The organism is Rhizobium sp. 10N427 (genome assembly GCF_056394605.1).
This window is the reverse complement of record NZ_JBFTID010000005.1, coordinates 80,161-106,497: the sequence shown is the minus strand read 5'-3', so window position 1 is coordinate 106,497 and position 26,337 is coordinate 80,161. Positions and strand designations below refer to the sequence as shown.

Below are 26,337 nucleotides of genomic sequence, written 5' to 3'. Positions count from 1 at the left end.
CCAATCAAACTGAGTCGTGGAGATCAGTCAAAAAAGAGGCCAGGCCTACCGCCCATTCCACCGCCGGATCACCGGCTCGGTCAGGTCGTGCTCATAACCCAGCACGCTGATGCTCGCCGTATCCAGCACGAATTTCGATCCGTCTTCCGGCGGCAGGTCGAGCCAGCGGGCGGCCAGCACGCGGAGGAAATGGGAGCTGGAGAAGATCAGGACGGGGGCGTTCAGCGCGCGCAGTCCGGCGATGATGCGGTCGGCGCGGGCGCCGGTATCGGCGGCGGTTTCGCCGTCAGGGCAGCCGTCGCGGAAGAGCTGCCAGCCTGGGCGGGTTTTCAGGATTTCCTTGGTGGTGATGCCTTCATAGGCGCCGTAGTCCCATTCGGCGAGGTCGTCCTTGACGACGGCGTTGGCGCCGAAGCCTGCGAGGCTGCAGGTGTTGCGGGCGCGTTGCGACGGGCTTGTCCAGACGGCGGATGCCTGAACGCCCTGGAGACGGGCGGCGAGGCCGCAGGCGGCCTCCTCTCCCTTTGCGGTCAACGGTATGTCGCTGCGGCCGGTATGCTGGCCGGACAGGCTCCATTCGGTTTCGCCGTGACGGACGAGGGTGATTTCGGGATGGGCGCTGGCCATGACAACAATGATCCTTGAAGCGAAAAGCGCGGCTCGATGGCCGCGCTCGATTGTCAGAAGCTAATCTTTTCCAAAGGCGGACGCACCGCCTCGAATTCCTTCAGCTTGGTTTCCGCCGCCGGAATGTAATTGCGGTTATCGGGCGTCGAATACTGGTTCTTGGTGATCTGGATCTGCATGATGAACAGCTCGTCCCAGCGGAAGCCGATCTCGGAACCGGCGAGATAGAACTCCCACATGCGGAAGAAGCGTTCGTCATAGAGCGCCACCGCCTCCGCCTTGCGGGCAACGAAGCGGTCGCGCCAGTGGCGCAGCGTATAGGCGTAATGCAGCGGCAGGACCTCGACGTCGCGGACCAGCAGCCCGGCCTTCTCGATCGCCGGAATGGTCTCGCCGATCGAGGGAATATAGCCCTGCGGGAAGATATATTTCTCGATGAAGGCGTTGGTGGCGAAACTCGGCTTCGGCCTGGCGATCGAATGTAGGACCATGACGCCGTCATCGGCCAGAAGTTCGTGCACTTTACGGAAATAATTGGCGAAATTGCCGATGCCGACATGCTCGAACATGCCGACGGAGACGATGCGGTCGAAGGGTTGCGCCCGCATCGTCCGGTAGTCCTGCAACTCGAAGCGGACGCGATCGGCAAGGCCGCGCTTTTCGGCGCGGTCGCGCGAGATCTTCAGCTGCTCTTCGCTAAGCGTGATGCCGGTATGATCGAGACCCGGCGTCGCCTCGGCGATATAGAGCCCCATCCCGCCCCAGCCGGAGCCGATTTCCAGCACGCGCTGGTTCGGCTGCAGCAGCATCTTGGCGGCGATATGGCGCTTCTTGGCGACCTGCGCTTCCTCCAGGCTGATGCCCGGCGGATCGAAATAGGCGCAGGAATATTGCCAGTCCTCATCGAGGAACAGCTCGAACAGCCGCTCAGAGAGATCGTAATGATGGGCGACGTTGCGCTTGTTGTGATTGACCGGCAGGCGGCTCTTCAACTGCTGCAGCGCAATGCGGCCGATGAGGAGCGCCGCCATCGGGATATCGAAGATCTCGTTGGTGGTGTTCTGCTTCACCATCGCTAGGAAGTCGTAGATGTTGCCGTGTTCAAGAATGAACCGGCCATCCATATACATTTCGCCAAGCTTGAGAGTGGGGTCGCGGCGGATCAGCTTTTCCGCCTCTTCATCGGCGATGCGAACGGCGACCAGATCGCCGCTGCCATCACCGACCGTATGTGTCTCGCCGTTGGCGAGTGTAAGCTTCAAGTTACCCTTGCGGATGATTTTCTGGACAATCGACAGGAATCCCGACGCCATGATGAGGCCTCGCAATGTGACAGGACGGTCACATCAACTTAATGCCTCTCTTTCGTCTGACAAGCGCACAGTTTAGCAGTTTGGCAACAACGCTGCCAAACTGTGACATTTTTGCAATTATCAGCCCTAAGTGCTTATTTTCGCTTCATTGCTTCGGCCAGCGCGGCGCCAAAAGCGCCCTGGCTTTCCTGTTTTGGCGGCGTGGAGCGCGAAGAATTCTGCGACCGGGGCGCGTTGTTCGTGCGCTGCTCGCCTCGCGGCGGGGGTGCTGTGCCATCGTCCTTGCGCATCGAAAGAGCGATGCGTTTGCGCTTGGCATCGACCTCAACGACGCGGACCTTCACGACATCGCCGGCTTTGACGACCTCGTGCGGATCCTTCACGAAGCGGTCGGCGAGCTGCGAAACGTGGACAAGGCCATCCTGATGCACGCCGATATCGACGAAGGCGCCGAAGGCAGCGACATTGGTGACCGTGCCCTCGAGAACCATGCCGGGCTTCAGGTCGGAGATCTCGTTGACGCCTTCGGCGAAGGTCGCGGTCTTGAAGCTCGGGCGCGGGTCGCGGCCGGGCTTTTCCAGCTCCGAGATGATGTCCTTGACGGTCGGCAGGCCGAACTGTTCGTCGATAAACTTGCGCGGATCGAGCCCCTTCAACATGACGCTGTCGCCCATCAGCGAGCGCAGGTCGCGGCCGCAGGCGGCGACGATCTTCTTGGCGACGCCATAGGCTTCCGGGTGCACCGACGAGGCATCCAGCGGCTCCTTTCCGTCAGGAATGCGCAGGAAGCCGGCAGCCTGTTCGAAGGTGCGGTTGCCGAGACGGGCGACCTTCAGCAGGTCTTTGCGGCTTTCGAAGGGGCCGTTCTGATCGCGGTGGACGACGATGGAATCGGCGATCGAGCGGCTGAGACCGGAGACGCGCGACAGCAGCGGCGCAGACGCGGTGTTCAGATCGACGCCGACGGCATTGACGGCATCTTCGACGACGGCATCGAGCGAGCGGGACAGTTTGCCCTGGTCGACATCGTGCTGGTATTGGCCGACGCCGATCGACTTCGGCTCGATCTTGACGAGTTCGGCAAGCGGATCTTGCAGGCGGCGGGCGATGGAGACGGCGCCACGCAAGGAGACGTCGAGATCCGGAAATTCGGCGGCGGCGGTCGCCGAGGCCGAATAGACCGAGGCGCCGGCTTCGGAGACGATGACCTTGGTGGGCTTCGTGCCCGGAAGCTCGGCCAGCATGTCGGCCACCAGCTTTTCGGTCTCGCGGCTGCCGGTGCCGTTACCGATCGAGATCAGCTCGACATTGTGCTTGCGGATCAGCGAGGCAAGCTCAACCTGGGCACCGCGCACATCGTTTCTCGGCTGGAACGGATAGACGGTGGAGGTGGCGACCACCTTGCCGGTGCCATCGACGACGGCGACCTTGACGCCGGTGCGGATGCCCGGGTCGAGGCCCATCGTGGCGCGGGATCCGGCGGGGGCTGCGAGCAGCAGGTCCTTCAGATTGCGGGCGAAGACATGGATCGCCTCTTCCTCGGCACGCTCGCGCAGCTCACGCATCAGGTCGAGCGACAGCGACATGGAGAGTTTGACGCGCCAGGTCCAGGTGGCGACATCGAGCAGCCAGCGATCGCCGGGGCGGGAGTTGCCGATCTCGTAGGCGGCGGCGATCATTCGCTCGACCGGCTTGTTCGGCGATGCCGTCTCGGCATCGGCCTCGATCGTCAGCGTGAGAACTTCCTCGTTCCAGCCGCGCAGCATGGCGAGCGCGCGGTGGCCGGGGGCGGTCGCCCAGCGTTCGGAATGGTCGAAATAGTCGGAGAATTTCTCGCCGGCGGCCTGCTTGCCATCGACGACCTTGGCCTTCAGCAGGGCTGCGCTACGCATATGGGCACGCAGCTTGCCGAGCAGATCGGCATTTTCGGCAATGCCTTCGGCGACGATGTCGCGGGCGCCTTCGAGCGCCGTCTTCACATCGGGGACATCGGCGGTGATGTAACCTTCGGCCAGCGTTGCCGGTTCTTTGTTCCGATCGGCGAGGATAGCTTCAGCCAGCGGCCCGAGGCCGCGTTCGCGGGCGATCTCGGCGCGGGTGCGGCGCTTCGGCTTGTAGGGAAGATAGAGGTCTTCAAGCTCGGCCTTGGTGGCGGCACCGGAAAGCTTGCCCATCAGCTCGTCGGTCATCTTGCCCTGAGAATTGATCGACTCGACGATGGTGTCGCGCCGCGCCTCGAGTTCGCGCAGGTAAACCAGCCGCTCGGCGAGGTTTCTGAGCTGCGTATCGTCGAGGCCGCCGGTCACTTCTTTGCGGTAGCGGGCGATGAAGGGAACCGTCGCGCCCTCGTCCAGCAACTCGATCGCCGCCTTGGCCTGATCCGGCCGGGCGTTGATTTCCGAGGCGATGACGGCGGAGAGCGAGCGAAGGTCTGCGGCCATGGGATTCCCTGATCGTTGACAAAAGTTGGCGGACCATAGCGGCGAAAAACGGCAAGGCAATGCCCGAGGGCGGTTTCCACAGCGGAGTCTTGTCAATTCGCAAACGCTATCGTCCGGAGCCCCCTCATCCGACCCTTCGGGCCACCTTCTCCCCGCTGGGGAGAAGGGGAAGAGGTGGTGCGGCATATCCCTTCTCCCCAGCGGGGAGAAGGTGGCGGCAGCCGGATGAGGGGGCCAAGCACTCTACGGAAACGAAATGCCCCACCCTCCCCACCACGCGGCGTTTTTGCGGTTGTGCAGATGCGGCATTCTTTGGTAGCAGAGGCGACCGTTTTGGACCGTCCCGGACCCGGTGACGCAAGGAAAAGTGACATGCCTGATCTGCTTCTAGAACTCCGCTCCGAGGAAATTCCGGCCCGTCTGCAGCGCAAGGCTGCCGGCGACCTGAAGAATCTCGTTACCGATGCGCTTGTCGAAGCCGGTCTTTCCTATGAGGGTGCGCGCGAATACTGGACGCCGCGCCGCCTGACGCTCGATATCCGCGGCCTGACGGCGCGCTCCGCCGATGTGCGCGAGGAGAAGAAGGGCCCGCGCACCGACGCCAACGAAAAGGCGATCGAAGGTTTTTTGCGCAGCGCCGGGCTAGCTTCGATTTCCGAGGCACAGGTGCAGAGCGACCCGAAGAAGGGCGATTTCTATGTTGCCGTCATTTCGCGCCCGGGCCGTGACGCTGAAGAGATCATCGCTGGCGTGATGCCCGGCATCATCCGCGACTTCCCATGGCCGAAGCCGATGCGCTGGGGCAAGGCGTCGGCCAAGCCCGGCTCGCTGCGCTGGGTGCGCCCGCTGCAGTCGATCGTCTGCACCTTCGGCACCGAGCACGAAGAAACCACGGTCATTCCGTTCGAGATCGAAGGCATCGTCGCTTCCAACGTCACCTACGGCCACCGCTTCCATGCGCCTGCCGCGATCACCGTACGGCGCTTCGACGATTACGTCGCCAATCTGGAGAAGGCCAAGGTCATTCTCGATGCCGAGCGCCGCAAGGAGATCATCGCCTCCGACGCCGCCAATCTGGCCTTTGCCAGCGGTCTTGAGCTGGTCGAGGACGAAAGCCTGCTGGAAGAGGTTTCCGGCCTCGTCGAATGGCCGCAGGTGCTGATGGGCGCCTTCGAGGAAGACTATCTGTCGATCCCCTCCGAGATCATCCGCCTGACGATCAAGACCAACCAAAAGTGCTTCGTCACCCGCAAACAGGGTGAGCAGACGCTTTCGAACAAGTTCATCCTGATTTCCAACATCCAGGCGACCGACGGCGGCAAGGAGATTATCCACGGCAACGGCAAGGTCGTGCGCGCCCGCCTCTCCGACGCGCTGCATTTCTGGAAGCGCGACCAGGGCAACCTGCCCGATCTAGAAACGCTGGAAGCATCGGCCAAGGCGTTTGGCCTCGACCTGAAGAAGCCGCTCGACCAGCGCATGGCGAAGCTCGATGCACTCAACGTCACCTTCCAGGCAAAGCTTGGGACGCAGGGCGAGCGGGTGCAGCGCATGCGGGCGATGGCTGCGAAGATCGCCTTTCCGCTCAGCGCCGACCACAAGCTCGTCGACCGGGCAGTCGTGCTCGCCAAGGCGGATCTGCGCACCGAAGCCGTCGGCGAGTTCCCGGAACTGCAGGGCGTCATGGGCCGCAAATATGCGGTGCTGCAGGGCGAAGACAGCGCTGTTTCGACCGCTATCGAGGACCACTACAAGCCGCAGGGCCCGTCCGACCGTGTGCCTGAAGACAAGATCGCCATCAGCGTGGCGCTGGCCGACAAGCTCGACACGCTGATCGGCTTCTGGGCGGTCGATGAGAAGCCGACCGGCTCCAAGGACCCGTTCGCGCTGCGCCGCGCCGCACTCGGCGTCATCCGCATCATTCTGGAGCGGAACGTCCGCCTGACGCTGCTGCCGCGCATCGTCAGCCATATGGGCCGGATCGATGACGACATCGCCGACAAGGCCGGCGTACCGAGGGCTGAGCAAGGCGTGGACCTGTCGCGTCAGCTCGACCTGCTGTCGTTCTTCCACGATCGCCTCAAGGTCTATCTGCGCGATCAGGGCGCGCGTTATGACCTGATCGATGCCGTGCTGACGCCGGAGACGGACGACATGTTGATGGTTGCCCGCCGCGTCGAGGCGCTGACCGCCTTCATCACCTCCGAGGACGGCAAGAACCTCTTGGCCGGCACCAAACGCGCTACCCAGCTGCTCGCCGCCGAAGAGAAGAAGGGCACCGTCGTTGCCGACGGTGTCTCGGAAGCGCTCTTGAAGCTCGATGCCGAGAAGGAACTCCATGCGGCCGTCGCCCATGCCTCCGCCGAGGCTTCGGCTGCGATCGTCAACGAGGACTTCCGCTCGGCGATGGCCGCGCTGTCGAAGCTGCGCGCCCCTGTCGACCGGTTCTTCGAGGACGTGCTGGTCAACGACGAGGACGCGGCGGTCCGCGCCAACCGTCTGGCGCTGCTGCGCCTGATCCGCGAGGCGACCGGCACCGTGGCCGATTTCTCGAAGATTGCCGGATAGCCAGGTATCGAGCCGTCATCCTCGGGCCTGTCCCGATGATCTACCGAGCGAACCGGATCGTGAAACTGCAGATCCTCGGGACAAGCCCGAGGATGACGTTGGGAGAGACGGGTGAAGGCCTACAATATCGAAGTCCTCCCGCAATCGGTTTCGGAGGAAGGGCCGCGCGGCGGTGGCTGGTGTTTCGGCCTGCCGCCTGGAATCGTCGAGGAACAGTGGCCGCTGGATGCCAATACCGGCTATCCGCTGCAGCATGGCTTCACGCTGCTGCTGCCGCCTGAATATCGCGGCTTCGGGGCCGATATCGTTGCCCTCTCCTTCTTCGGCAGCGCCCATGACGAAGACGAGGGGCGTATCGCCGAGATCGCGGCGCTGATTGCCGATCCTGACGCCAGCGAGCCTAGTGATGGCGATCTCTATCCCTTCTGGATGAGCGAGCGGCTTCGCCATCCCCGCCTTCACCGGATGGCGGATTTCCTCGGGCGCTCGCATGCGGTGATCCTGCTGACCGAAGCGGAATTCAACGCGCCGTTCTGCCAGCCGCCGCGTCTCCGGCCCAACGCATATCGTGACCGCATCCGGCGCCCCGAATGGCTCACGCGCGGTGCGGCTGCCGTCTATCTCGACGATCAGACGGAGAATTACGGGCTGCTGCAGATGCTCGGCGACACCGATCATGCCGACCTCGCCTATAATCGTGCCCTCGACATCACGCCGCGTGGCGAAGACCCGAATGCCGGTATCGCGCCGCGCGACGAGTGGGCGGCGGCCGAAACGGGATACCAAGCCTTCTATTACTGGGAAGGCGACGAGGTCGAGGAAGAGAATTACCGCGAGCATGCCTGGGCGGCGGATCACCTGCCCGATCATATCGGCGGCTCGATGCGCCCGGCGCAGAACATCCCCGATATCAGCCCTTACTACATCGAGTTCGAGGAATATCTGGGGGGATTCAACTTCGGCGGCGGCAATGCCTGGCTCGACCTGCAGACGCTGACGTTCGACTGGGCGCAGTAAACGCCGGCACAAATGTACAAGACGGTCTGTGAGCCCTGATCTACACTTGCCCCGGCAAGATGGAGATGAGCATGGACCAGCCGACCAAGACATATAGCGCTATCAATTTCGCAGAGAAGCTCACGAAATTCAGCGACCAGTGGCAGCCGCGGGTGATTGCGGAACTTAACGACTACCAGTTCAAGATCGTCCGCATCGAAGGCGATTTCATCTGGCACGACCATCCGGCGACCGATGAGGCATTCATCGTGCTCGAGGGCATGCTGCGGATCGATCTTCCCGATGGTGCCGTGTCGATCGGCCCCGGCGAGATGTATGTCGTGCCGAAGGGTATCAAGCATAAGCCCTATGCGGCCTCAGAGGTGAAGATGCTGCTGATCGAGCCGCGCGGCACGCTGAACACCGGCGAGGAAGGCGGCGAGCGGACGGCGAAGAGCGACCTCTGGATTTGAGAAGGTCGCTGGCGGAAAACCCGCCAGCCTCGCTGCGCTACTGCCGCTCCTTCTGCATCTTGGCGATGGTGAAGGTTTCGTCGGCGCGGCCATAGCCGCCATCGACCACTTCATCGACGAGAACCATCGTGTAGGGCCGCACGCCTTCGCCGAAATAGCCGACGAAGATGGCTGTGGTCTTGTGGATGAGGTCTTCCTTCTGTTCGGCGCTCATGGTGCCCTGCGGGACCTTGAAATTGGCGAATGGCATGGTCGTCTCCCTGGTTGGATGGTTGGAATGACCAGAAGCTATGCCGGGTGCCGTCATACTTGAAATCGATAGTCGATATATGCATTCATCCATACGATGGATTTACACGGCATCGATCTCAATCTCCTTGTCGCCTTCGACGCACTGATGCAGGAGCGCAGCGTCACCAGGGCGGGCATCCGCATCGGGCGGACGCAGCCGGCGATGAGCGCGGCGCTCTCGCGTCTGAGAGCACTGTTTCAGGATGAGCTGTTCGTGCGCGGGCCGGACGGGCTGCAGCCGACCCCGCGGGCGGCCGATCTGGCGGGGCCACTGCAGCAGGCGCTGGCGGAAATCCAGAAGACGCTGGCGTTTACGCAGCGCTTCGAGCCGCAGGCCTCCACCCTCACCTTCACGCTTGGGCTTTCCGATCATCCGGCCTTCGTCCTACTGCCGCAGTTGATACAGCAGCTTGCGGCACGCGCGCCCAGCATCACGCTGCAGGTCAGGAATTTCAGCGCCCGCGATGATGCAGTGGACATGCTGGATTCCGGCGAAGCGGATGTGACGATCGGCGTTCCCTCGGCATCGGCAGGGCGGATCCTGACGCAGCCGCTTTTCGAAGAGCGGTTCGTCTGCATATTGCGCAAGGATCATCCGCTGGCGAAGGCGCCGCTCGATCTCGAGACCTTCCTGAGCCTAGGGCACCTGCTGGTGTCGCCTGAGAACGACCGTTTCGGTCATGTCGATATGGCTCTCGCCAAGCAGGGTCTGAAGCGGCGCCTGGCGCTGACCCTGCCGCATATGTATGCGGCGCCGCTGCTGGTCGCCCGGTCGGACATGATCGCGACATTGATGGAAGGTGTCGTCCATGCCTCCGGCCAGGCGGATAATCTGATCGCCTGGGCGCCGCCTATCGATCTGGCGCCCGTGCCCTTCGTCATGTCTTGGCACCGGCGGAATGACGCGCATCCGGCGCAGCGCTGGTTTCGCGCGGTCATTGCCGCCCTGCCCGTTGCTGAAGGCACCTGATCGCCGTGAGGGCTTGAGGGAAGAGCCAGAACGAGCACGGCCGCCGGATTGCTCCGGCGGCCGCTAATGCTGGTCTTGATGAAAAGGTCTGTAATAAAAACTCAGGCTGCGCGGCGGTGGTGAACCGCTGGTGCTGCGTGCGCGACATTGCCGACGCGGAAGCCCCGGATCAGGTCGAGCAACTCGTCCGTGTCGGCGGCCAGCGTTTCAGCCGAAGCGGTGGTCTCTTCGGCCATCGCTGCGTTCTGCTGCGTTGCCGCATCCAGCTGGTTCATCGAGGACGAGATCGAGCGCAGCGTGGTATCCTGTTCGGAGGCGCTGTGGGCGATCTTGGCGACGATTTCGTTTGCGGCCTTGATCTGATCGGAGATGCGCTTCAGGGCTTCGCCTGCTTCGCCGACGAGGCGGACACCCTGGTCGACCTGGCTGGAGGAGCGGGCGATCTGATCCTTGATCTCCTTGGCGGCAGCGGCGGAACGCTGGGCCAGTTCGCGGACTTCCTGAGCGACGACCGCAAAGCCCTTGCCGGATTCCCCGGCGCGTGCCGCTTCGACGCCGGCGTTCAGAGCCAGCAGGTTGGTCTGGAAGGCGATCTCGTCGATGACGCCGATGATCTTGCCGATCTCGTCCGAGGACTTCTCGATCCCGCTCATCGCAGTGATCGCTTCGGTGACCACGGCATCGCTGCGCGAGGCTTCGGTGCTGACTTCACGGACGCGCTGGCTGGCTTCGTGGGCGCCCTCCGCCGTCTGGCGGACAGCGACCGTGAGCTCGTCGAGAGCAGCCGAGGTCTCTTCCAGGCTGGCTGCCTGACGCTCGGTGCGCTGCGACAGCTCGTTCGATGCGCGGCGGATTTCTTCCTTGCTGACACCGATGTCGCTGCCCTTGGTGCTGACCTTGGCCATGGCGGCTTCGAGGTGTGACAGGGCGTCGTTGAAATTGTCGCGCAGGGCTGCGTATTTCTGGCCGATATCGGCGCAACGGACGGTCAGGTCGCCACGGGCGATCTGCTCCAGTGCCTGGCCAATGGTGGTGACGACGCGGGCCTGAACCGACGCTTCGTCCTGCTGACCGCGCAGGTTGGTCTCGCGCTCCGTTTCGAGCGCCAGTGCCTGAACCGCTTCGCGTTCGGCCATGGCATGGCGTTCGCGCACCTTTTCCTGCAGCGACTGCGTCGCCTTGGCCATCATGCCGATCTCGTTATTCATGCCGGTATGCGGAATGGCAATCGACACATTCTCGTTGGCAACGGCCTCAAGAGCCTGATGGACATCCTTCAGCGGCAGCGAAATGCCGCGGATGACCAGATAGGCCGCAACGATGGCGAGAAGCGAAAGGATCAGGCTGCCGGAGAGAGCGCTGAGGATCTTGTCATTCACCTGGGCGTCGAGGTCATCCATATAGACGCCGGTGACGACCACGACCTTCCAGGGATCGAAAGCCAGCGCATAGGCCGTCTTGCGGAAATCGCCTGCCGGCTGACCGGGCTTGGCGGTCGAATAGTATTCGACAAGGCCGCCGCCCTGCTGGCCGAGCTTGACCAGCTCTTCGCGATAGAGCTTGCCCTTGCTGTCCGGCTGACCCTTGTTGATCTGCCCGACCTTCGAGGCGTCGTAGTGGAACATCATCTGGATGTCGTAGCTATAGCCGAAGAAATAGCCATCCGGATCGTATTTCATGGCGTTGAGCGTAGCGTAAGCCTGCTTCTGGGCGTCTTCCAGCTTCATCTCGCCGGCATCGACCTTCGCCTGGTATTGTTTGAGGACGGAAACGCCCGACTGGACCTCCGACCGGAGCATGTCATAACGCTCCTTGTAAATCGCATTGACCGAGGACCGGACCTGCAGAGTGGTTGCGATCGCAAAGGCGATCATCAATCCGGTAACCAGCAAAATCAGTTGTTTTGAAATCTTCAGCTTTTTCATGGTGCCCCACAGCGGAAAGGACGAAAGGGTTCCGGCGCGGTCTGATACCGCTTGTGCGAGCGAGTCCGTGAAGACCGCTTATACCGCTGCTTAAGAACATGCTGCGGCCGGCAAGAGGACAATGGCATAAAAACGACTAAAAAAGCCTTAAAAAGTAAGCCTCCCGAACAATAAAATCATTTTAAATCATATAGTTATTCGAAATCACCGGGCAATTGCCCGGTGATTTCAGATCATCTGTTATCGCGTATTTTGGAGCGCGGAAATCAGGCAGCGCGGCGTGTGCGTATCACGTCCTGCTGGGTGTTTCCGATGCGGAAGCCACGGATCAGGCCGAGCAGTTCGTCGGTATCGGCAGCGAGTGTTTCAGCCGAAGCGGTGGTCTCTTCGGCCATCGCTGCGTTCTGCTGCGTTGCCGCATCCAGCTGGTTCATCGAGGAGGAGATCGAGCGCAGCGTGGAGTCCTGTTCGGACGCGCTGTGGGCGATCTTGGCGACGATTTCGTTGGCCGACTTGATCTGATCGGAGATGCGCTTCAGGGCTTCACCAGCTTCACCGACGAGGCGGACACCCTGGTCGACCTGGCTGGAGGAGCGGGCGATCTGATCCTTGATCTCCTTGGCGGCAGCGGCAGAGCGCTGGGCCAGTTCGCGGACTTCCTGAGCGACGACGGCAAAGCCCTTACCGGATTCACCGGCACGCGCTGCCTCGACACCAGCATTAAGTGCCAGCAGGTTGGTCTGGAAGGCGATCTCGTCGATGACGCCGATGATCTTGCCGATCTCGTCGGAAGACTTCTCGATGCCGCTCATGGCGCTGATCGCTTCTGTAACAACCGCGTCGCTGCGGCTGGCTTCGGTGCTGACGGCATGAACCCGCTTGCTGGCTTCATGGGCGCCCTCGGCCGTCTGGCGGACGGCAACGGTGAGCTCGTCGAGAGCAGCCGAAGTTTCTTCCAGGCTGGCAGCCTGACGCTCGGTGCGCTGCGAGAGTTCACCGGATGCGCGGCGGATCTCTTCCTTCGCCATGCCGATATCGCTGCCCTTGGCACTGACCTTGGCCATGGCCGCCTCGAGGTGCGAGAGAGCCTCGTTGAAATTGTCGCGGAGGGCTGCGTATTTCTGGCCGATGTCGCCGCAACGAACTGTCAGGTCACCCTGAGCGATCTGTTCCAGCGCCTGGCCGATGGTGGTGACGACGCGTGTCTGCGCCAGAGCTTCATCACGCTGGCTGCGCTGGTTGCTTTCGCGCTCACTCTCGAGCTCAAGCTGCTGAACCGCTTCGCGCTCTGTCATGGCATGACGTTCGCGAACCTTTTCCTGCAGTGACCGTGTGGCGCGGGCCATCATGCCGACTTCGTTGTTGAGTTCGGTATGCGGGATCTTTGCATCGACGCGCTCGTTGGCAACGGCCTCAAGTGCTTCGTGGACATCCTTGAGCGGCCTGGAAATGCCGCGGATGAAGTAGAACGCGGCGCCGATGCCGGCCAGGAAGACGATGCCGCAGGCAATGAAGGCCTTCCACAGCGTCGCGTCGATCTGCGCCTGCAGGTCATCGAAATAGACGCCGCAGCCGACGACCAGCTGCCAGGGATCGAAGGCCTTGGAATAGGCGCCCTTCAGGAACACTTCCGTCTCGGGCTGCCCGGGCTTGCTCCAGAAATAGATCGTCTCGCCGCCGCCGGCCTTGCCCTTTTCGACCATTTCCTTGCTGAAATGGGTGCCGCGCTTGTCGACCTGGCCGCTCATGTCCTTGCCGATATTGACCGGGCTTGGATGGAAGCGCTGGAAGACGTTGTAGTCGAAGCCGAAGAGATAGCCGTTCGGGTCGAACTTGACCTTGGAGAGAACCTTGAACGCCTCGGCCTGGGCGGCCTCATGCGTCATCTCGCCTGCCTTCTCACGCTCATAATAGGTGTTCAGGATGGAGATGCCAGACTCGACCTGCGTACGCAGCAGATCGAAGCGGTCTTCGTAGATGGATTGCGACGTTGTGCGGATCTGGAAATAGGTGGCAACCGCAAAGGCCGCCATGAGGACACCGACAAGAGCAAAAAGCTGATGGGCAATTTTAAGCTTTTTCATAATTGTCTCGCGAAAGTGGTGAAATTTATAAAACACCGGATCGGGAAACTCCCGTCCTTTGCACGTGTCACCACGCACTTTCAGCAAGCGCAATCATGCTCGCTCCGGCCTCCGGTGGCTAGAATTATGGTGAATGGTTAAACGATGCCTTAACGATATCGGCGCGCGGAACGGTCAATTATGAGTCCCGTTTTTTCGCATAAGCGCATGCGTTGTATGCGTAATTTATCATTCAATCAAAATAAAGAATGCGCCCCTGCTTCTCTCAGGAGCGCATTCAATCCGCGCTAAGCGGACCCCAGCGATCAAACCTTGACCGGGTCAGGGGCAGGGAACTTTTTGCTGCTACATGCGCAGCTTGAAGGAGGAAATGTCCAACGGCGCGGTTTGTTCCGTCTCTGCCGTCATACCTGCCGTGGCTGGCTTGGCGTCGAGGCCGATGACCGAGGTCGTGGCGGTAGGATCGATGCCTTCTGCGGGCGTGGCACTCTTGTCGAAAGCCTGCAGGACTTCGGGCGTTGCCTTGGTGACGAAGACCACGGGCGATCCGCCCATCCAGCCTTCGGTGCGGTAGAGCTTCTTTTCGCCGCCGACATCGCGCAGTTCACTGGCCTGCAGCGAACCGGACGCCAGGGTCGGAACGGTGTAATCCTTCTTGCGTTCGGTGACGGCAAGCGGCGGGCAGCTGGTGCAGGTTTCCTTGAGAATGCTGCCATTGCCTTCAGGCGCGGTTGGCTTGATGACATCGATGGACGATGCCATTGCCGAACCGGCGATAAGCGCGATTGCCGCACCGAGGATGAACTGACGCATGAACGCTACTCCGTCTGACTATGAACAGGAGAATAGCGCGTCTTTATTTCCATCCGGTCAGGGGAAAGGGTAAAAATTTAGCGAACTGACCCGATTTCGGGCCAGCTCTTAAGTATTTTCGCGCTCGACTGCGCGCCAGCCGATATCACGGCGGCAGAAGCCGTTGTCCCACTCGACCTGATCGAGCAGCGCATAGGCATGGCGCTTGGCATCGCTGACGCTGGTGCCCGTTGCCGTGACGTTGAGTACGCGGCCACCGGTGGCAACGAGCTCGCCGTCCTTCAGCGCCGTGCCGGCATGGAAGACCTTGGCCCCCTCGCCCGCTTCCGGGATTGAGGCGATCGGCGTGTTCTTGTCATAGGAACCCGGATAGCCCTTGGAGGCCATGACCACCGTAAGCGCCGGATCGTCGCTCCATTCAGCACTTGCCTGATCCAGCGTGCCCTCGGCGCAGGCGAGCAGCAGGGGCAGCAGATCGCTCTTCAGCCGCATCATCAGCACCTGGCATTCCGGATCGCCGAAGCGGACGTTGTATTCGATCAGTTCCGGACCCCTGGCGGTGATCATCAGACCGGCGAAGAACACGCCCTGGAACGGATAGCCGCTCTCGGCCATGCCGCGCATGGTCGGCTCGATGATTTCCTTCATCGTGCGCTCGACCATCTCTTCGGTCATCACAGGTGCCGGAGAATAGGCACCCATGCCGCCGGTATTGATGCCGGTATCGCCCTCGCCGACGCGCTTGTGATCCTGGGCCGTTGCCAACGCCAGCGCATGCTTGCCGTCCGAGAGGCAGAAGAAGCTGGCTTCCTCGCCATCGAGATAGGCCTCAACCACGACTTCGGCACCGGCAGCGCCGAAGGCGCCTTCGAAACAGTCGTCGACGGCGGCCAGCGCCTCATCGACGGTCATCGCAACGGTGACGCCCTTGCCGGCCGCCAGACCATCGGCCTTGACGACGATCGGGGCGCCCTGTTCGCGGATATAGGCCTTAGCCTTCGGCGCGTTGTTGAAACGCTGATAGGCGCCGGTCGGGATATCGTAGCGGGCGCAGATATCCTTGGTGAAACCCTTGGATCCCTCGAGCTGGGCGGCGGCCGCGGACGGGCCGAAGACCTTGAAACCGGCAGCGCGCAGCCTATCGGCCAATCCTGCGACCAGCGGCGCTTCGGGGCCGACGACGACGAAATCGATCGCCTTGTCGCGGCAGAAGGCGATGACCGCGTCCTGGTCTTCGGTATTGATGGGGGCGAGGACCGCATGCTCGGCAATGCCGGGATTGCCGGGTGCCGCATGGAGTTCCGTCAGCAGCGGCGATTGCGCCAGCTTCCAGGCGAGAGCATGCTCGCGGCCGCCCGAACCGATCAACAGAACCTTCATGCGCGATCCCTTTCCGTTTTCCGCTTGGCGGTTAAGCGGAGCGGGGCGAAAGGTCAAGTGTTGGGGTGATTAATAGGCTCCTATGTGCCGCGCGGCCCCCTCATCCGGCCCTACCGGCCACCTTCTCCCCGCTGGGGAGAAGGGATCGGGAACGTCGCGGCAACTCTCCTTCTCCCCTCGGGGAGAAGGTGCCCGAAGGGCGGATGAGGGGGCGGTGCGGTAGTACGTCAGGGCGAAGCCCAGCCAACTACCAGCCTCCCCCACCGCCGCCGCCTCCGCCGCCACCGGATGAGCCGCCACCGCCGGAGAAGCCCGAGGACGAGCTCGATGGCGGCGGGCTCGGGATCGTCGAGGCGATGGTGGAGGCCATTGAGGACGAGAAGCCGCCGATGCGATCCGAGAAACTGCCGCTGTTGAAATTGCCGGAATACCAGGCGGGCGCATAGGCCGCCGCGCCTGCAGCCGCCAGCCAGGTTTCGAAGGTTCGACTCCAGGGCTTCTCGACACCGAGCGCCACCGCATAAGGCAACAGCTTCTCGAAATGCTGCGGCGACATCTCTGGCGCGCCCGCCATGTTCATCCGGTCTTTCTCGGCCAGCGTCAGATATTGCCGGAGACCATCGATACCATCCATCATCTTGGCGCCGAGCATGGTCGGGGCGCCCATAATGAAGACGTAGAGCATGTTGAGGAAGACGATGCCGCCGACCGCGAAGAGCATCGGCGTTTCGTGAAGCTCCATCAGCGACGAAAAGAGAGCAAGCGCCAATGAGGAGACGATGGAGAAACCGATGAAGCCGCCAATACCGATCGCCACGACCGACATGATCTTCGAGCCGAGCGAATGGCCGCGCCGGAAAGATTTTGCGAAACCGGCAACGAAGAGTGAGAGGAAGGCGACGACGGCGATCGGGATGATCATCAGCGCGATCGTATCCGGCTGCAGCGAGCCGAAGACGAAGAGGATAATCAGCACCGCAACACTGAGAACGACGCCGCCGGTCACATAACCGGTATTGGCGTTGTAATATTTGCCGCGATGTTCGCGCTCGATCGCCGAGCGGAAATTCTGGCCGACGGATTTCACCCGCTCGCCATTGGCCTTGTCGATGGTGAGCGATCCCCGGCTGCCGACGGCATTCAGCAGGCTCGCCTCGCCCGCCTCGAATTTTTGGCCGACATTGGGCTTGTCGGTGCGGCGGATGACGATCGACTGCTTGAGATCCTCAAGCACGACGAAGCCGCGCACCGCAAGGTTCAGCGCGCTCGCCGACAGCGCCGTCCAGCCCTGGCCGGAGAAGCCCTTGTTGTCGATGTAATTGACCAGCGCCGGAGAGATATTGTCGGGCGCATCCCAGCGCGGCACGACGACACCGCGGGCCGGATCGCGCCCGACCCTCAGCCAAGAGCGGGTGTAATAGAGGAAGACCAGGATGAGGCCGCCGAAGCCGATGAAGTAATCGCGGTTATCCTTCAGCCACCACATGTTCTGATCGGATTCGCTCGGCGGATCGATGGCGCCCTTCGGAAACTTGACGGCGATCGTCAGTCCCTCCTCGGCGTTCAGCGGCTGCGTCGTGGAAAAGACCGGGCGCGTGCTGGTGCCGGAAACGCGGGCGTTCTTGTCCTTCGCGCCGAAGGGGCCGGTGAAGACATTGGTATCGGTGGCGCTGACGCCATCAGGCAGATTGACCGTCGCGGTGGCGGCCATGATCGGAAAGATCCAGCCGTTACCGGTGACGTTCCAATAGAGTTCGTCATGATCGGCGAAATAGCGGATCTGCCGGTTCGTCCTGTAGGTGAAGACATATTGATGGCGGCCGGGCGAAAGCATCACTTCTTCCGAACCGGCATAGATGCGGATGCCGCCGGAGATCGATTCCGTCTTCCAGGGCTCGTCATTGCCGTCACGGGTCACCGAAACGACGTCGAAATCGACGCTGCGGAGGCGGCCGTTCTCATCGGTGAAGGTCAGCGGGAAATCGCGGAAGATGCCGCGGCGGATGCGATTGCCTTCGGCATTGACGGTGATGGTCTCGGCCACCGTCATCGCCCCGCTCTTTTCGAGCCGGATATCGGAATTGAAGGAGGAGATGATCTCCGCGCCGAGTGCCGTGCGCACCGTCAGCGCCATAAACAACGCCAGGCACACGCCCAAAGACCGCAGGATCATTCCACCCTCCCCGATCGCGGCAGCTGCCGCTTTGCTATCTCAACTTTCGTTGGCGTAGGTGACGCCGAGTGCTGCCAGCATGCGCCAATAGGCCGGAACCGTCTTGCCGACGCAATCCGGATCCAGAATGGTGATGCCGTCGATCTTCAGCCCGGCCAGCGCAAAGCTCATGGCGATGCGGTGATCGGCGAAGGTATCGATCGACGCCGGCAGGTGCTGACCGGCAAGCGTCGGATCGGCATTGACGATCAGGTCGTCGCCTTCCTCGCGTGCCAGACCGGCTCGGATCTGCGTCAGACCGGTCGATAGCGCGCGGATACGATCGCATTCCTTGACGCGCAGATTGGCGATGCCGACGAAACGGACCGGCGTGTTGTTGAAGGCCGCGAGAACGGCGAGCGTCGGCACCGCATCCTGCATCTGCGAGCCGTCGATTTCGGCCGGCAGGTTCGGGAACTTTGCGATGACGTCGTAGGCCTTGGCATCCGGCTGCGTGAAGGCGGCATTGGGAACGCCAAGATCGATCTTGCCCGAGGTCAGCACCTCGGCGGCCCAGAAATAGGTCGCGGCCGAAGCATCCGGCTCGATGACGTAGTTGGCGGCGGTGTAGCCGGTCGGCTCGACGCGCCAAGTGACCTCGCTGGTCTTCTCGACCTTGGCGCCGAAGGCACGCATCGCCGAGGTCGTCAGGTCGATATAGCCGAGAGCGCCGATATCCTCGCCGAGCAGCTCGATCGTGACGGACTTGTCGCCACCGGCGGCCATCATCAAGAGGGCCGAGACATACTGGCTGGAGAGGCCGCCATCGATCTCGATGCGGGTGGCATCGAACGTGCCGGTGCCGTTGACGGTCACCGGCGGGCAGCCTGTTGCCGTGCTGGCATCAATGCCGAGCGTGCGCAGCGCATCGACCAGCGGGCCGATCGGGCGCTTGCGCATGTGCTGGTCGCCATCGACGACAACGGTGCCATCGACGAGCGCGGCGGCAGCGGTGAGGAAGCGGGTGGCGGTTCCGGCGTTGCCCAGGAACAGCGGTTCCTTCGGCGCCAGCAGCTTGCCGTTGCCGGTGACGACGAAGCTGGTGTCATCGGGCTCGTCGATCTGAACACCCATGGCGCGCAGGGCTTCGGCCATATAGCGGGTATCGTCGCTCTTCAGCGCGCCGGTCAGCCGGCTGGTGCCCTTGGCGAGACCGGCAAGCAGCAGCGCCCGGTTGGTGATCGACTTGGAACCGGGAGGCACCGCGCGGCCTTCGAGCGGCGCCTTGACCGGGATGATGGTGAGTTTCTTGTCTGTACCCATGACGCTGTCTGTTCCGTCCATTGCGCTTGGCCATTCCGCGGCCGTGACCGGCCCTGCTCATAGCAGCTTTTGCGCAAAGGCAAACGTCAGAATTTGACCGTCGGGACGGCGCGATCGGCCTCGTTGGTGATCTCGAAATATTCCTTTTTCTGGAAACCGAACTGACCGGCAACCAGATTGGAGGGGAAGCTCTCGACCTTGACGTTCAGATCACGCGCGGCACCGTTATAGTAGCGGCGGGCCATCTGGATTTCGCTTTCCATGGTTTCCAGCGAGGTCTGCAGCTCGGCGAAGTTCGTGTTCGCCTTCAGATCCGGATAGGCTTCGGCAAGCGCGATGACCCGGCCGAGCGCCTGACCCAGCAGACCTTCCGCCTGCGCCCTGCCCGCAACGTCACCGGCGGGAACCGCCTGCGCCTTGTTGCGCAACGCGACCACCTCTTCCAGCGTGCTCTTTTCGTGGGTGGCGTAGCCCTTGACCGTCTCGATCAGGTTCGGGATCAGATCGGCACGGCGCTTCAGCTGCACATCGATGCCTGACCATGCCTCCTCAGCCATCTGACGGGCACGGACGAGGCCATTATAGATGAAAATGGCATAGAGGGCGATCAGGACGATCAGGCCAAGTATGATGTACATGAAAGAGCTCCCATTCGGCTGGGAAATAGGCTAGCCGCTTCGGCAACCAAAGTCATGAGACAGGTGCAACTCTATACAGAGTTTTGCGGCGCAAGCCATTCGGGCGCATAGGTTTCCATGCCGGTTTCTTTCCGCCACCGATTGAAGCGGCTTGTCCAGCTGGCTTCGACGCCGAGCGCCAAAGCAAAAGGCAGATGACGCTCATAGACCGCGACCGACATCTCAGGACCGGTCGTCTCGCCCAGCAAATACGAACGCAGGCGGGACACCTGCCCTTTGAGCCAGCGTTGCTTAGGCGTAGAAAAGCATGCAAACACAAGCATCAGCACGATACCTGTCAAGTCGGCACCAATAACCGTGAGATAGGGCACTTGATCGCCTGTAACGGGATTTCTAACGATATATACAACTGCGACGGCGGCAATCACCGGAAGACCGATCACCACTCCCAACGTGTTCTTCAGCTGGTGCCAACTCCAGTCGAATTTCGGAAGGCGCTCAGGATGCAACACGGCAGTGACGAGCATCGCCATGACGAGAAGCACACCGCAAATGGCCAAGGCAAAGGTAGTCAACCCAGCAAGATAGGCGACGAAAGCGCCTGCGGCAGCGGTAGGCGCCATCAACCATAAGCTTACATTCAGACGACTGTCGCGTAGCGCCCGATATTCTTCAGCGACAGACTGCTGGAAAGCAGAACCATATCGATCGAGAACATCCCTGAGCGCGGTATGGCCTTTTCTCCAGGCCCTATCCCGCACACAGGCCATCGCCGATTTCATTGATGGCGGGGCCGAAGGCATTCGGCGCCTGCTTCGGCTGATGCCCTTTGTCATATCAAAGACATCGGCCTGCTCTCCGAGTTCCGTGAGTCTCAATTTTCCCATGATCGCGAGCGCACAAATGGAGGCCATCAAACCCGACCTCCGCGCTTGAGGCGCTTGATTGTGATAGACGAAGCCTGCAAGGCCGGGGGAGACGCCTTCAATCAAGTCTCGCCCGTCTGCATCAACACGCACGGGCGCTGTACGAAACGTCAATCGCAACACCAGGAAGGTGAAAACAAAAAGAGGGCCAAGCAGGCTAGCAAACGAAAGCAACTGATCGGAGACCCACCACCATGCCCGGTATCCAGATCCAGCCGGCGCGAAAGTACCCTTCGGATACTCTATCTCGATATCTGGAGGCGGGAGCCGGCTTTGACGGGCAGGAAAATAGACAACCAATTTGCCTTCGCTATCGAGCGTGACGTCGTACGACGCCGACGCAGCCGAAGGACGCTTTACCCCACCCTTCGGCACTTCGAAGGTCAACGATTTGCTTCCATTCTGATCATGTATACTGGCCATGTACGCCGGAAGAACGAGAATCTGCCGATCGTTCTCGTCGTGCACGAGACGATCGAGCTTGTAGTCGATGGCTATCTTCATGGGCCCGATGGGCAGATCCGAATGGCAATGACGGCAGTGCCGTCGGCCGACATAAACCGAATGACCAGGCAAACCGTTTTCTATCGAATAGTATTCATCCTCGCCGTCTCTTCGCGCTGCCAGAAGCTGAAGATCCCGCCAATGCGATCCCGTCGCATTAAAAAACCGTTCTGGAATGTCGACGTAGACCCCGCCGTAGTTGTTTCGGTCTCTGACAAGAATCCCGAACGTCTCGCTTGCTACGGCCGTACCATCAGTTCCGATCCGGACCTTTGCATTGGCCGACGTTATCATGAATTCCCGCTTGAAATCGCTGCATCCCGTCAATGCTATCAACGCAATAATCGACGCCAGCCAGACGGCTATCTTTACGGGCCGACAGGCTATGAGCCCGGTAGTCGGGGCGATATTGCGCATCAATAGAGGCACCGAATCTTGCGAGAAATCTATATTAGCAAGAGACCGCCCCGCGGGGCATTTTGCAACTTCGATTGCGCCCGCCTAACGCAAGCGTATCAGGCGGCGTCTTTCGCCAGGTTCACCCCACCGGCATCCGTCAGCAGAAACGCTTCGCCGCAGGCCTTGGCCAGCGTGCGGACGCGCAGGATGTAGCCCTGGCGTTCGGTGACCGAGATCACGCCGCGGGCATCGAGCAGGTTGAAGACGTGAGACGCCTTGATGCACTGGTCGTAAGCCGGAAAGACACATTTGTGGAGGCGGTGATTGTCGCTGTCGCCGGGGGCGCCGGCGGCGAGAAGCGCCTGGCATTCCTTTTCGGCATCGATGAAGTGGCGATGCAGCATCTCGGTATTGGCGAATTCGAAATTGTGGCGGGAATATTCCTGCTCGGCCTGCAGGAAGACGTCGCCATAGCTGATCTTCTCATCGCCATCGCGGCCGTTGAAGTTCAGGTCGTAGACGTTGTCGACGCCCTGGACATACATGGCGAGGCGCTCGAGACCGTAGGTCAGCTCACCCGCGACCGGCGAGCATTCGAGACCGCAAACCTGCTGGAAATAGGTGAACTGCGAGACTTCCATGCCGTCGCACCAGCATTCCCAGCCGAGACCCCAGGCGCCCAGCGTCGGGCTTTCCCAGTCGTCTTCGACGAAACGGATATCGTGCAGCAGCGGATCGAGGCCGATCGCCGCCAGCGAGCCGAGATAAAGCTCCTGCAGGTTCGGCGGGTTCGGCTTCAGGATGACCTGATACTGGTAGTAGTGCTGCAGGCGGTTCGGGTTTTCACCGTAGCGGCCATCGGACGGGCGGCGTGACGGCTGGACATAGGCAGCCTTCCACGGCTTCGGGCCGAGCGCGCGCAGCGTGGTTGCCGGATGGAACGTACCGGCGCCGACTTCCATGTCGTAAGGCTGCAGAACCGCACAACCCTTGTCCGCCCAGTAATTATGCAGGGTGAGGATCAACGCCTGGAAGGAGCGCTTCGGGTTCATATGGTCGGGGATCGATGCAGACATTGGAAGTCACCGGTTGCTTATTTTGCCGGGACAGGTGCCACGGCGGGGGACAAGGGTCAAGGCTTTTGAATTTGACCCTGCGCCTCATTCTTCGCAGCCGCCTTGAATGGATTTGTTATCGTCAGGCGGCTCTCGATCACGAGCCCATCGTGCATGTCTTCCGAATAGAAGCACTCGCATTGAGTACGAAGCGCCGCAGTTATCATGGCGGCATCGTAGAAGGAAAGATTATACCGGGCGGCAAGTACGACGGCCTCCTGAGATAACGTCTCGTCGACTGCGACGACAGCCGCCGCAACAGTCACGACGTTTTGCAGCAGCTCCCCAATATCCTGCCACGACATGCCGAGCTTCTTGTGAGCGGCATTAGCGAACTCATTGAGCGCCTGAGCGCTGATAATGAACGGCCGCTCAAGAAGCTCACCAGCCACCATGGACTTTGGGTCGTCGCTGACCGCGTAAATCAGGATGTTGGTGTCGAGGAAATGCGGCGAGATTGATCTCATCGCTGATTTGCTTCATCCCGACCGAACTTCCAGCCTTCCGGCAGCTTGATTTTGAGCGACCGGATTTTCGCGAGTGCTGTGGAGCGCGTATCGTTGCGCTCAATCTCGAAGGAGCGGTCACCGGCAATCCTGATCGCGATGTCATCGCCTTCTCTCAGGCCCAGCGCGTCGGCTACTGCTGACGGGATCCGTACAGCAAGACTGTTACCCCATTTCGCAACCTGCATGACCGCACTCCATGATATACATTAAGAATGTATATCATTATATGACGCTAAAAGCTACTCCTCCTCCCGCTTCACCCGGTACTCCCCCGTCACCGGATCCTTCACCAGCGTACCGACAGCGCCCGTCTGGCGTTCCTTTTCGGCGCGGCGGGATTTTTCCTGCAGGCGCTGGGCGTCGGAGATGAAGCGGCGGTAGAGCCACCAGCCGGCGCATATCAGGATGATAATCGTAAAAAGCTGCGCCATTGCCCCCTCGTTTCGCCCCTTCTTATAGTCCGAACCGGCTCCACAATGCCTTTTCTTCGGCCGCTTCGACAAGTCCCGTCGCGAGACCGGATGCCGCACCATCGAGCGACATGCTGGAGATGCCGGGAACGCGGCGGCCGAAGAGACCGCGGGCGGCGGTGACGAGTTCCAGCTTGGTCTTGTGGCCGTAGCGCTTCTTCAGCTCCTGCCGCATGTCACCAAGGCCGTCGATCAGGCCGAGTTCCAAGCCGCGGGTTCCGGTCCAGAACAGGCCGGAGAAAACCGTCTCGTCATCCTTCAGCTTGCCGGCGCGGCGCTCGCGCACCATCGCGATGAAGACCTGATGGATCTCGAGCTGCAGGGTCTTCAGATATTCGATGTCCTTTTCCTTCTCCGGCTGGAAGGGATCGAGGATCACCTTGTTTTCGCCGGCGGTATAGACGCGGCGCTCGACACCGATCTTCTTCAGAAGCTCCGGAAAGCCGAAGCCGCCGGAGACGACGCCGATCGAGCCGACGATCGAGGTCGGGTCGGCGATGATCTCGTCACCGGCCAGCGCGATCATGTAACCGCCAGAGGCCGCGACATCCTCGACGAAGACCAGCACCTTCTTCTGCTTCTCGCGGGCGAGCTCGCGGATGCGGGTGAAGATAAGACGCGACTGCACCGGCGAGCCGCCCGGCGAGTTGATGGAGATCGCGACAGCCGGTGCATCCTTCACGGAGAAAGCCTTTTCCAGCATCGGCGCGACCGAGGCCAGATTGAGTGCCGGGCGGAACTGGTTGCCGCCGTTCATGATGGCGCCCTGGAGCCTGACGACGGGAATAACCACCCCTTCCTTTCGGAAGCGCTTCGGCATCAGCTTTCTCAAAAATCCGGCCATTTCAAATCCTTCTTCGCGTTTCGGCGTCGCAATCCATGTATGCAGCGGAACGGCAAACGCAATGGGTGCATTCCGAAAAGACCCGGAATGCAGGCGAATGACCGTTGTTGCGATTTCTTGTTGCGAATGACTTGCATTATCATTCTAATCGGTCATAGTGCGAGAATAGGAAACAGGTGGAAATGACATGGATGTTTTGAATCCGCAGAGAAAAGGCGGCTGGCGGTTCGACCGCGAGGAGGCTTCGCTCTCCGACGTCTATCGCAGCGTCAACACAAGACGCGACGGATCGAAACTCCGCAGGATCGCCGCCTTCGCCGGTCCGGGCTACATGGTCGCGGTCGGCTATATGGACCCCGGCAACTGGGCGACGTCGCTCGCCGGCGGCTCAAAGTTCGGCTATGCGCTGCTGACGGTGGCGCTGCTGTCGAACCTGATGGCGATCGTGCTGCAATCGCTTTGCGCGCGTCTTGCCATCGCTTCCGGCCGAGATCTGGCGCAGGCCTGCCGCGATGCGTTTCCGAAGTGGGTTTCCATTCCACTCTGGGCATTCGCGGAAATCGCCATCATCGCCACCGATATCGCCGAGGTGATCGGCACAGCGATCGGCCTCAACCTGATCTTCGGCGTGCCGCTGGAACTCGGCGTGCTGATCACCGCACTCGACGTCTTCCTCATTCTCTATCTGCAGAAAATGGGTTTCCGCTGGGTCGAGGCCTTCATCATCACCCTGCTCGGCGTCATAGCCGTCTGCTTCGGCGTACAGATCCTGCTCGCCGATCCGCAGTGGGGCGCCGTGCTGACCGGCTTCTTCCCGACGACCGAGATCGTCACCAATCCGGAGATGCTCTATCTGGCGCTCGGCATCCTTGGCGCCACCGTCATGCCGCATAATCTCTACCTGCATTCCGGCATCGTGCAGACCCGCGACTTCGGCCACACGCTGCCGGAAAAGCGCGAGGCGCTGACGTTTGCGACGATCGACTCGACGGTTGCGCTGTGTTTCGCGCTGCTGATCAATGCCTCGATCCTGATCCTGGCCGCTGCCGCCTTCAATGCCAACGGCCAGACTGACGTGGTGGAACTCGGCGAAGCGCATTCGCTGCTGGCGCCGCTGCTCGGCCTTGCGATTGCCCCGACGCTGTTCGGTATCGCCCTGCTCTGCTGCGGCCTGAATTCGACGGTGACGGCAACGCTTGCCGGCCAGATCGTCATGGAAGGCTTCATCAAGATGAAGGTGCAGCCATGGGTGCGCCGTCTCGTCACCCGGGCGATCGCCATCATTCCCGCCGCCTTCGTCACCATCTGGTATGGCGATGCGGGGACGGCGGAACTGCTGATCCTTACGCAGGTGGTGCTCAGCCTGCAGCTCTCCTTCGCTGTCTTCCCGCTGGTAATGTTCACCGCCAGCAAGGCGAAGATGGGCGAGCTCGTGGCGCCCCGCTGGCTCTCGGCAATCGCCTATCTGATCGCCATCGTCATCGCCGGGCTGAATATCAAGCTGCTGCTGGATTTCGTGATCGGCTAACCTTCATGACGCAATTGCCATAACTGCGACCGATTTTCTTGAAAGCGA

The 26,337-nt window shown here is 61.3% G+C and carries 22 protein-coding genes and 1 pseudogene; 6 read left to right on the top strand and 17 right to left on the bottom strand.

Annotated features, from left to right (window positions below):
• Positions 1 to 45 precede the first annotated feature (45 nt).
• The 3 genes from AC1DIJ_RS12585 to AC1DIJ_RS12575 form a co-directional block, all read right to left on the bottom strand.
• Positions 46 to 627: a histidine phosphatase family protein gene (locus tag AC1DIJ_RS12585; RefSeq protein ID WP_112386495.1), complete on the bottom strand. Its 582-nt coding sequence runs from the start codon at positions 625 to 627 to the stop codon at positions 46 to 48.
• A gap of 53 nt (positions 628 to 680) precedes the next feature.
• Complete coding sequence (locus AC1DIJ_RS12580; RefSeq protein WP_112386496.1) at positions 681 to 1,940, bottom strand: SAM-dependent methyltransferase; 1,260 nt, start codon at positions 1,938 to 1,940, stop codon at positions 681 to 683.
• Positions 1,941 to 2,074: 134 nt separating this feature from the next.
• Complete coding sequence (locus AC1DIJ_RS12575; protein WP_112386497.1) at positions 2,075 to 4,381, bottom strand: Tex family protein; 2,307 nt, start codon at positions 4,379 to 4,381, stop codon at positions 2,075 to 2,077.
• A 372-nt stretch (positions 4,382 to 4,753) separates the two neighbouring features.
• Between AC1DIJ_RS12575 and glyS the strand changes: the two genes are divergently transcribed.
• The 3 genes from glyS (at position 4,754) to AC1DIJ_RS12560 (ending at position 8,418) form a co-directional block, all read left to right on the top strand.
• On the top strand, positions 4,754 to 6,949 hold the full coding sequence (glyS, locus tag AC1DIJ_RS12570) for a glycine--tRNA ligase subunit beta (protein WP_112386498.1): 2,196 nt from the start codon (positions 4,754 to 4,756) through the stop codon (positions 6,947 to 6,949).
• 111 nt (positions 6,950 to 7,060) lie between these two features.
• Entirely contained in the window at positions 7,061 to 7,966 is a 906-nt protein-coding gene (locus AC1DIJ_RS12565; RefSeq protein WP_112386499.1) for a hypothetical protein, read from the top strand.
• 65 nt (positions 7,967 to 8,031) lie between these two features.
• Positions 8,032 to 8,418: a cupin domain-containing protein gene (locus tag AC1DIJ_RS12560; RefSeq protein WP_477831412.1), complete on the top strand. Its 387-nt coding sequence runs from the start codon at positions 8,032 to 8,034 to the stop codon at positions 8,416 to 8,418.
• Positions 8,419 to 8,455: 37 nt separating this feature from the next.
• Here AC1DIJ_RS12560 and AC1DIJ_RS12555 read toward each other — a convergent pair whose 3' ends face one another.
• Positions 8,456 to 8,668, bottom strand: coding sequence for a tautomerase family protein (locus AC1DIJ_RS12555; RefSeq protein ID WP_112386501.1), 213 nt, complete (start codon positions 8,666 to 8,668; stop codon positions 8,456 to 8,458).
• Positions 8,669 to 8,764: 96 nt separating this feature from the next.
• Here AC1DIJ_RS12555 and AC1DIJ_RS12550 point away from each other — a divergent pair, with 96 nt between their 5' ends.
• Positions 8,765 to 9,679: a LysR family transcriptional regulator gene (locus AC1DIJ_RS12550; RefSeq protein WP_112386502.1), complete on the top strand. Its 915-nt coding sequence runs from the start codon at positions 8,765 to 8,767 to the stop codon at positions 9,677 to 9,679.
• Between the two features lie 101 nt (positions 9,680 to 9,780).
• Here AC1DIJ_RS12550 and AC1DIJ_RS12545 read toward each other — a convergent pair whose 3' ends face one another.
• From AC1DIJ_RS12545 to purD, 4 genes are all read right to left on the bottom strand, one after another.
• The gene (locus tag AC1DIJ_RS12545) at positions 9,781 to 11,604 is read right to left on the bottom strand and encodes a methyl-accepting chemotaxis protein (RefSeq protein ID WP_112386503.1); all 1,824 of its coding nucleotides are present in this window, start codon (positions 11,602 to 11,604) and stop codon (positions 9,781 to 9,783) included.
• Between the two features lie 266 nt (positions 11,605 to 11,870).
• Complete coding sequence (locus AC1DIJ_RS12540; protein ID WP_112386504.1) at positions 11,871 to 13,688, bottom strand: methyl-accepting chemotaxis protein; 1,818 nt, start codon at positions 13,686 to 13,688, stop codon at positions 11,871 to 11,873.
• Positions 13,689 to 14,033: 345 nt separating this feature from the next.
• A complete protein-coding gene (locus tag AC1DIJ_RS12535; RefSeq protein WP_112386505.1) occupies positions 14,034 to 14,501 on the bottom strand; it encodes a plant virulence effector HPE1-like domain-containing protein in 468 nt (155 codons plus the stop codon).
• Positions 14,502 to 14,609: 108 nt separating this feature from the next.
• Entirely contained in the window at positions 14,610 to 15,881 is a 1,272-nt protein-coding gene (purD, locus tag AC1DIJ_RS12530; RefSeq protein WP_112386506.1) for a phosphoribosylamine--glycine ligase, read from the bottom strand.
• Between the two features lie 82 nt (positions 15,882 to 15,963).
• Between purD and AC1DIJ_RS12525 the strand changes: the two are divergent.
• Positions 15,964 to 16,095: pseudogene (locus tag AC1DIJ_RS12525) on the top strand (endonuclease domain-containing protein); the annotation flags it as partial.
• A 33-nt stretch (positions 16,096 to 16,128) separates the two neighbouring features.
• Here AC1DIJ_RS12525 and AC1DIJ_RS12520 read toward each other — a convergent pair.
• The 9 genes from AC1DIJ_RS12520 to AC1DIJ_RS12480 all read right to left on the bottom strand — a co-directional run bounded on the left by AC1DIJ_RS12520 (position 16,129) and on the right by AC1DIJ_RS12480 (position 24,761).
• A complete protein-coding gene (locus AC1DIJ_RS12520; RefSeq protein WP_112446112.1) occupies positions 16,129 to 18,054 on the bottom strand; it encodes a DUF2207 domain-containing protein in 1,926 nt (641 codons plus the stop codon).
• Between the two features lie 39 nt (positions 18,055 to 18,093).
• Positions 18,094 to 19,356, bottom strand: coding sequence for a 3-phosphoshikimate 1-carboxyvinyltransferase (locus AC1DIJ_RS12515; RefSeq protein ID WP_112390526.1), 1,263 nt, complete (start codon positions 19,354 to 19,356; stop codon positions 18,094 to 18,096).
• Between the two features lie 86 nt (positions 19,357 to 19,442).
• Positions 19,443 to 19,994 (bottom strand): LemA family protein, encoded by a 552-nt coding sequence (locus tag AC1DIJ_RS12510; protein ID WP_112390527.1) that lies wholly within the window; start codon positions 19,992 to 19,994, stop codon positions 19,443 to 19,445.
• Between the two features lie 71 nt (positions 19,995 to 20,065).
• The gene (locus AC1DIJ_RS12505; RefSeq protein WP_112390528.1) at positions 20,066 to 21,841 is read right to left on the bottom strand and encodes a DUF2207 family protein; all 1,776 of its coding nucleotides are present in this window, start codon (positions 21,839 to 21,841) and stop codon (positions 20,066 to 20,068) included.
• Positions 21,842 to 21,939: 98 nt separating this feature from the next.
• Positions 21,940 to 22,899, bottom strand: a complete 960-nt coding sequence (locus AC1DIJ_RS12500) for a glycine--tRNA ligase subunit alpha (protein WP_112390529.1) — start codon at positions 22,897 to 22,899, stop codon at positions 21,940 to 21,942.
• A 56-nt stretch (positions 22,900 to 22,955) separates the two neighbouring features.
• On the bottom strand, positions 22,956 to 23,405 hold the full coding sequence (locus AC1DIJ_RS12495) for a PIN domain-containing protein (protein ID WP_112390530.1): 450 nt from the start codon (positions 23,403 to 23,405) through the stop codon (positions 22,956 to 22,958).
• Complete coding sequence (locus AC1DIJ_RS12490) at positions 23,402 to 23,632, bottom strand: AbrB/MazE/SpoVT family DNA-binding domain-containing protein (protein ID WP_112390531.1); 231 nt, start codon at positions 23,630 to 23,632, stop codon at positions 23,402 to 23,404. Before AC1DIJ_RS12490 ends, AC1DIJ_RS12495 begins: the two co-directional genes overlap by 4 nt.
• A 54-nt stretch (positions 23,633 to 23,686) precedes the next feature.
• A complete protein-coding gene (locus tag AC1DIJ_RS12485) occupies positions 23,687 to 23,878 on the bottom strand; it encodes a hypothetical protein (RefSeq protein WP_112390532.1) in 192 nt (63 codons plus the stop codon).
• A gap of 22 nt (positions 23,879 to 23,900) precedes the next feature.
• Positions 23,901 to 24,761 carry a S49 family peptidase gene (locus AC1DIJ_RS12480; protein WP_112390533.1) on the bottom strand — a complete coding sequence of 287 codons (861 nt, stop codon included), beginning with the start codon at positions 24,759 to 24,761 and terminating at the stop codon, positions 23,901 to 23,903.
• A gap of 187 nt (positions 24,762 to 24,948) precedes the next feature.
• Between AC1DIJ_RS12480 and AC1DIJ_RS12475 the strand changes: the two genes are divergently transcribed.
• The gene (locus tag AC1DIJ_RS12475; RefSeq protein WP_112390534.1) at positions 24,949 to 26,289 is read left to right on the top strand and encodes an Nramp family divalent metal transporter; all 1,341 of its coding nucleotides are present in this window, start codon (positions 24,949 to 24,951) and stop codon (positions 26,287 to 26,289) included.
• Positions 26,290 to 26,337: the final 48 nt, after the last annotated feature.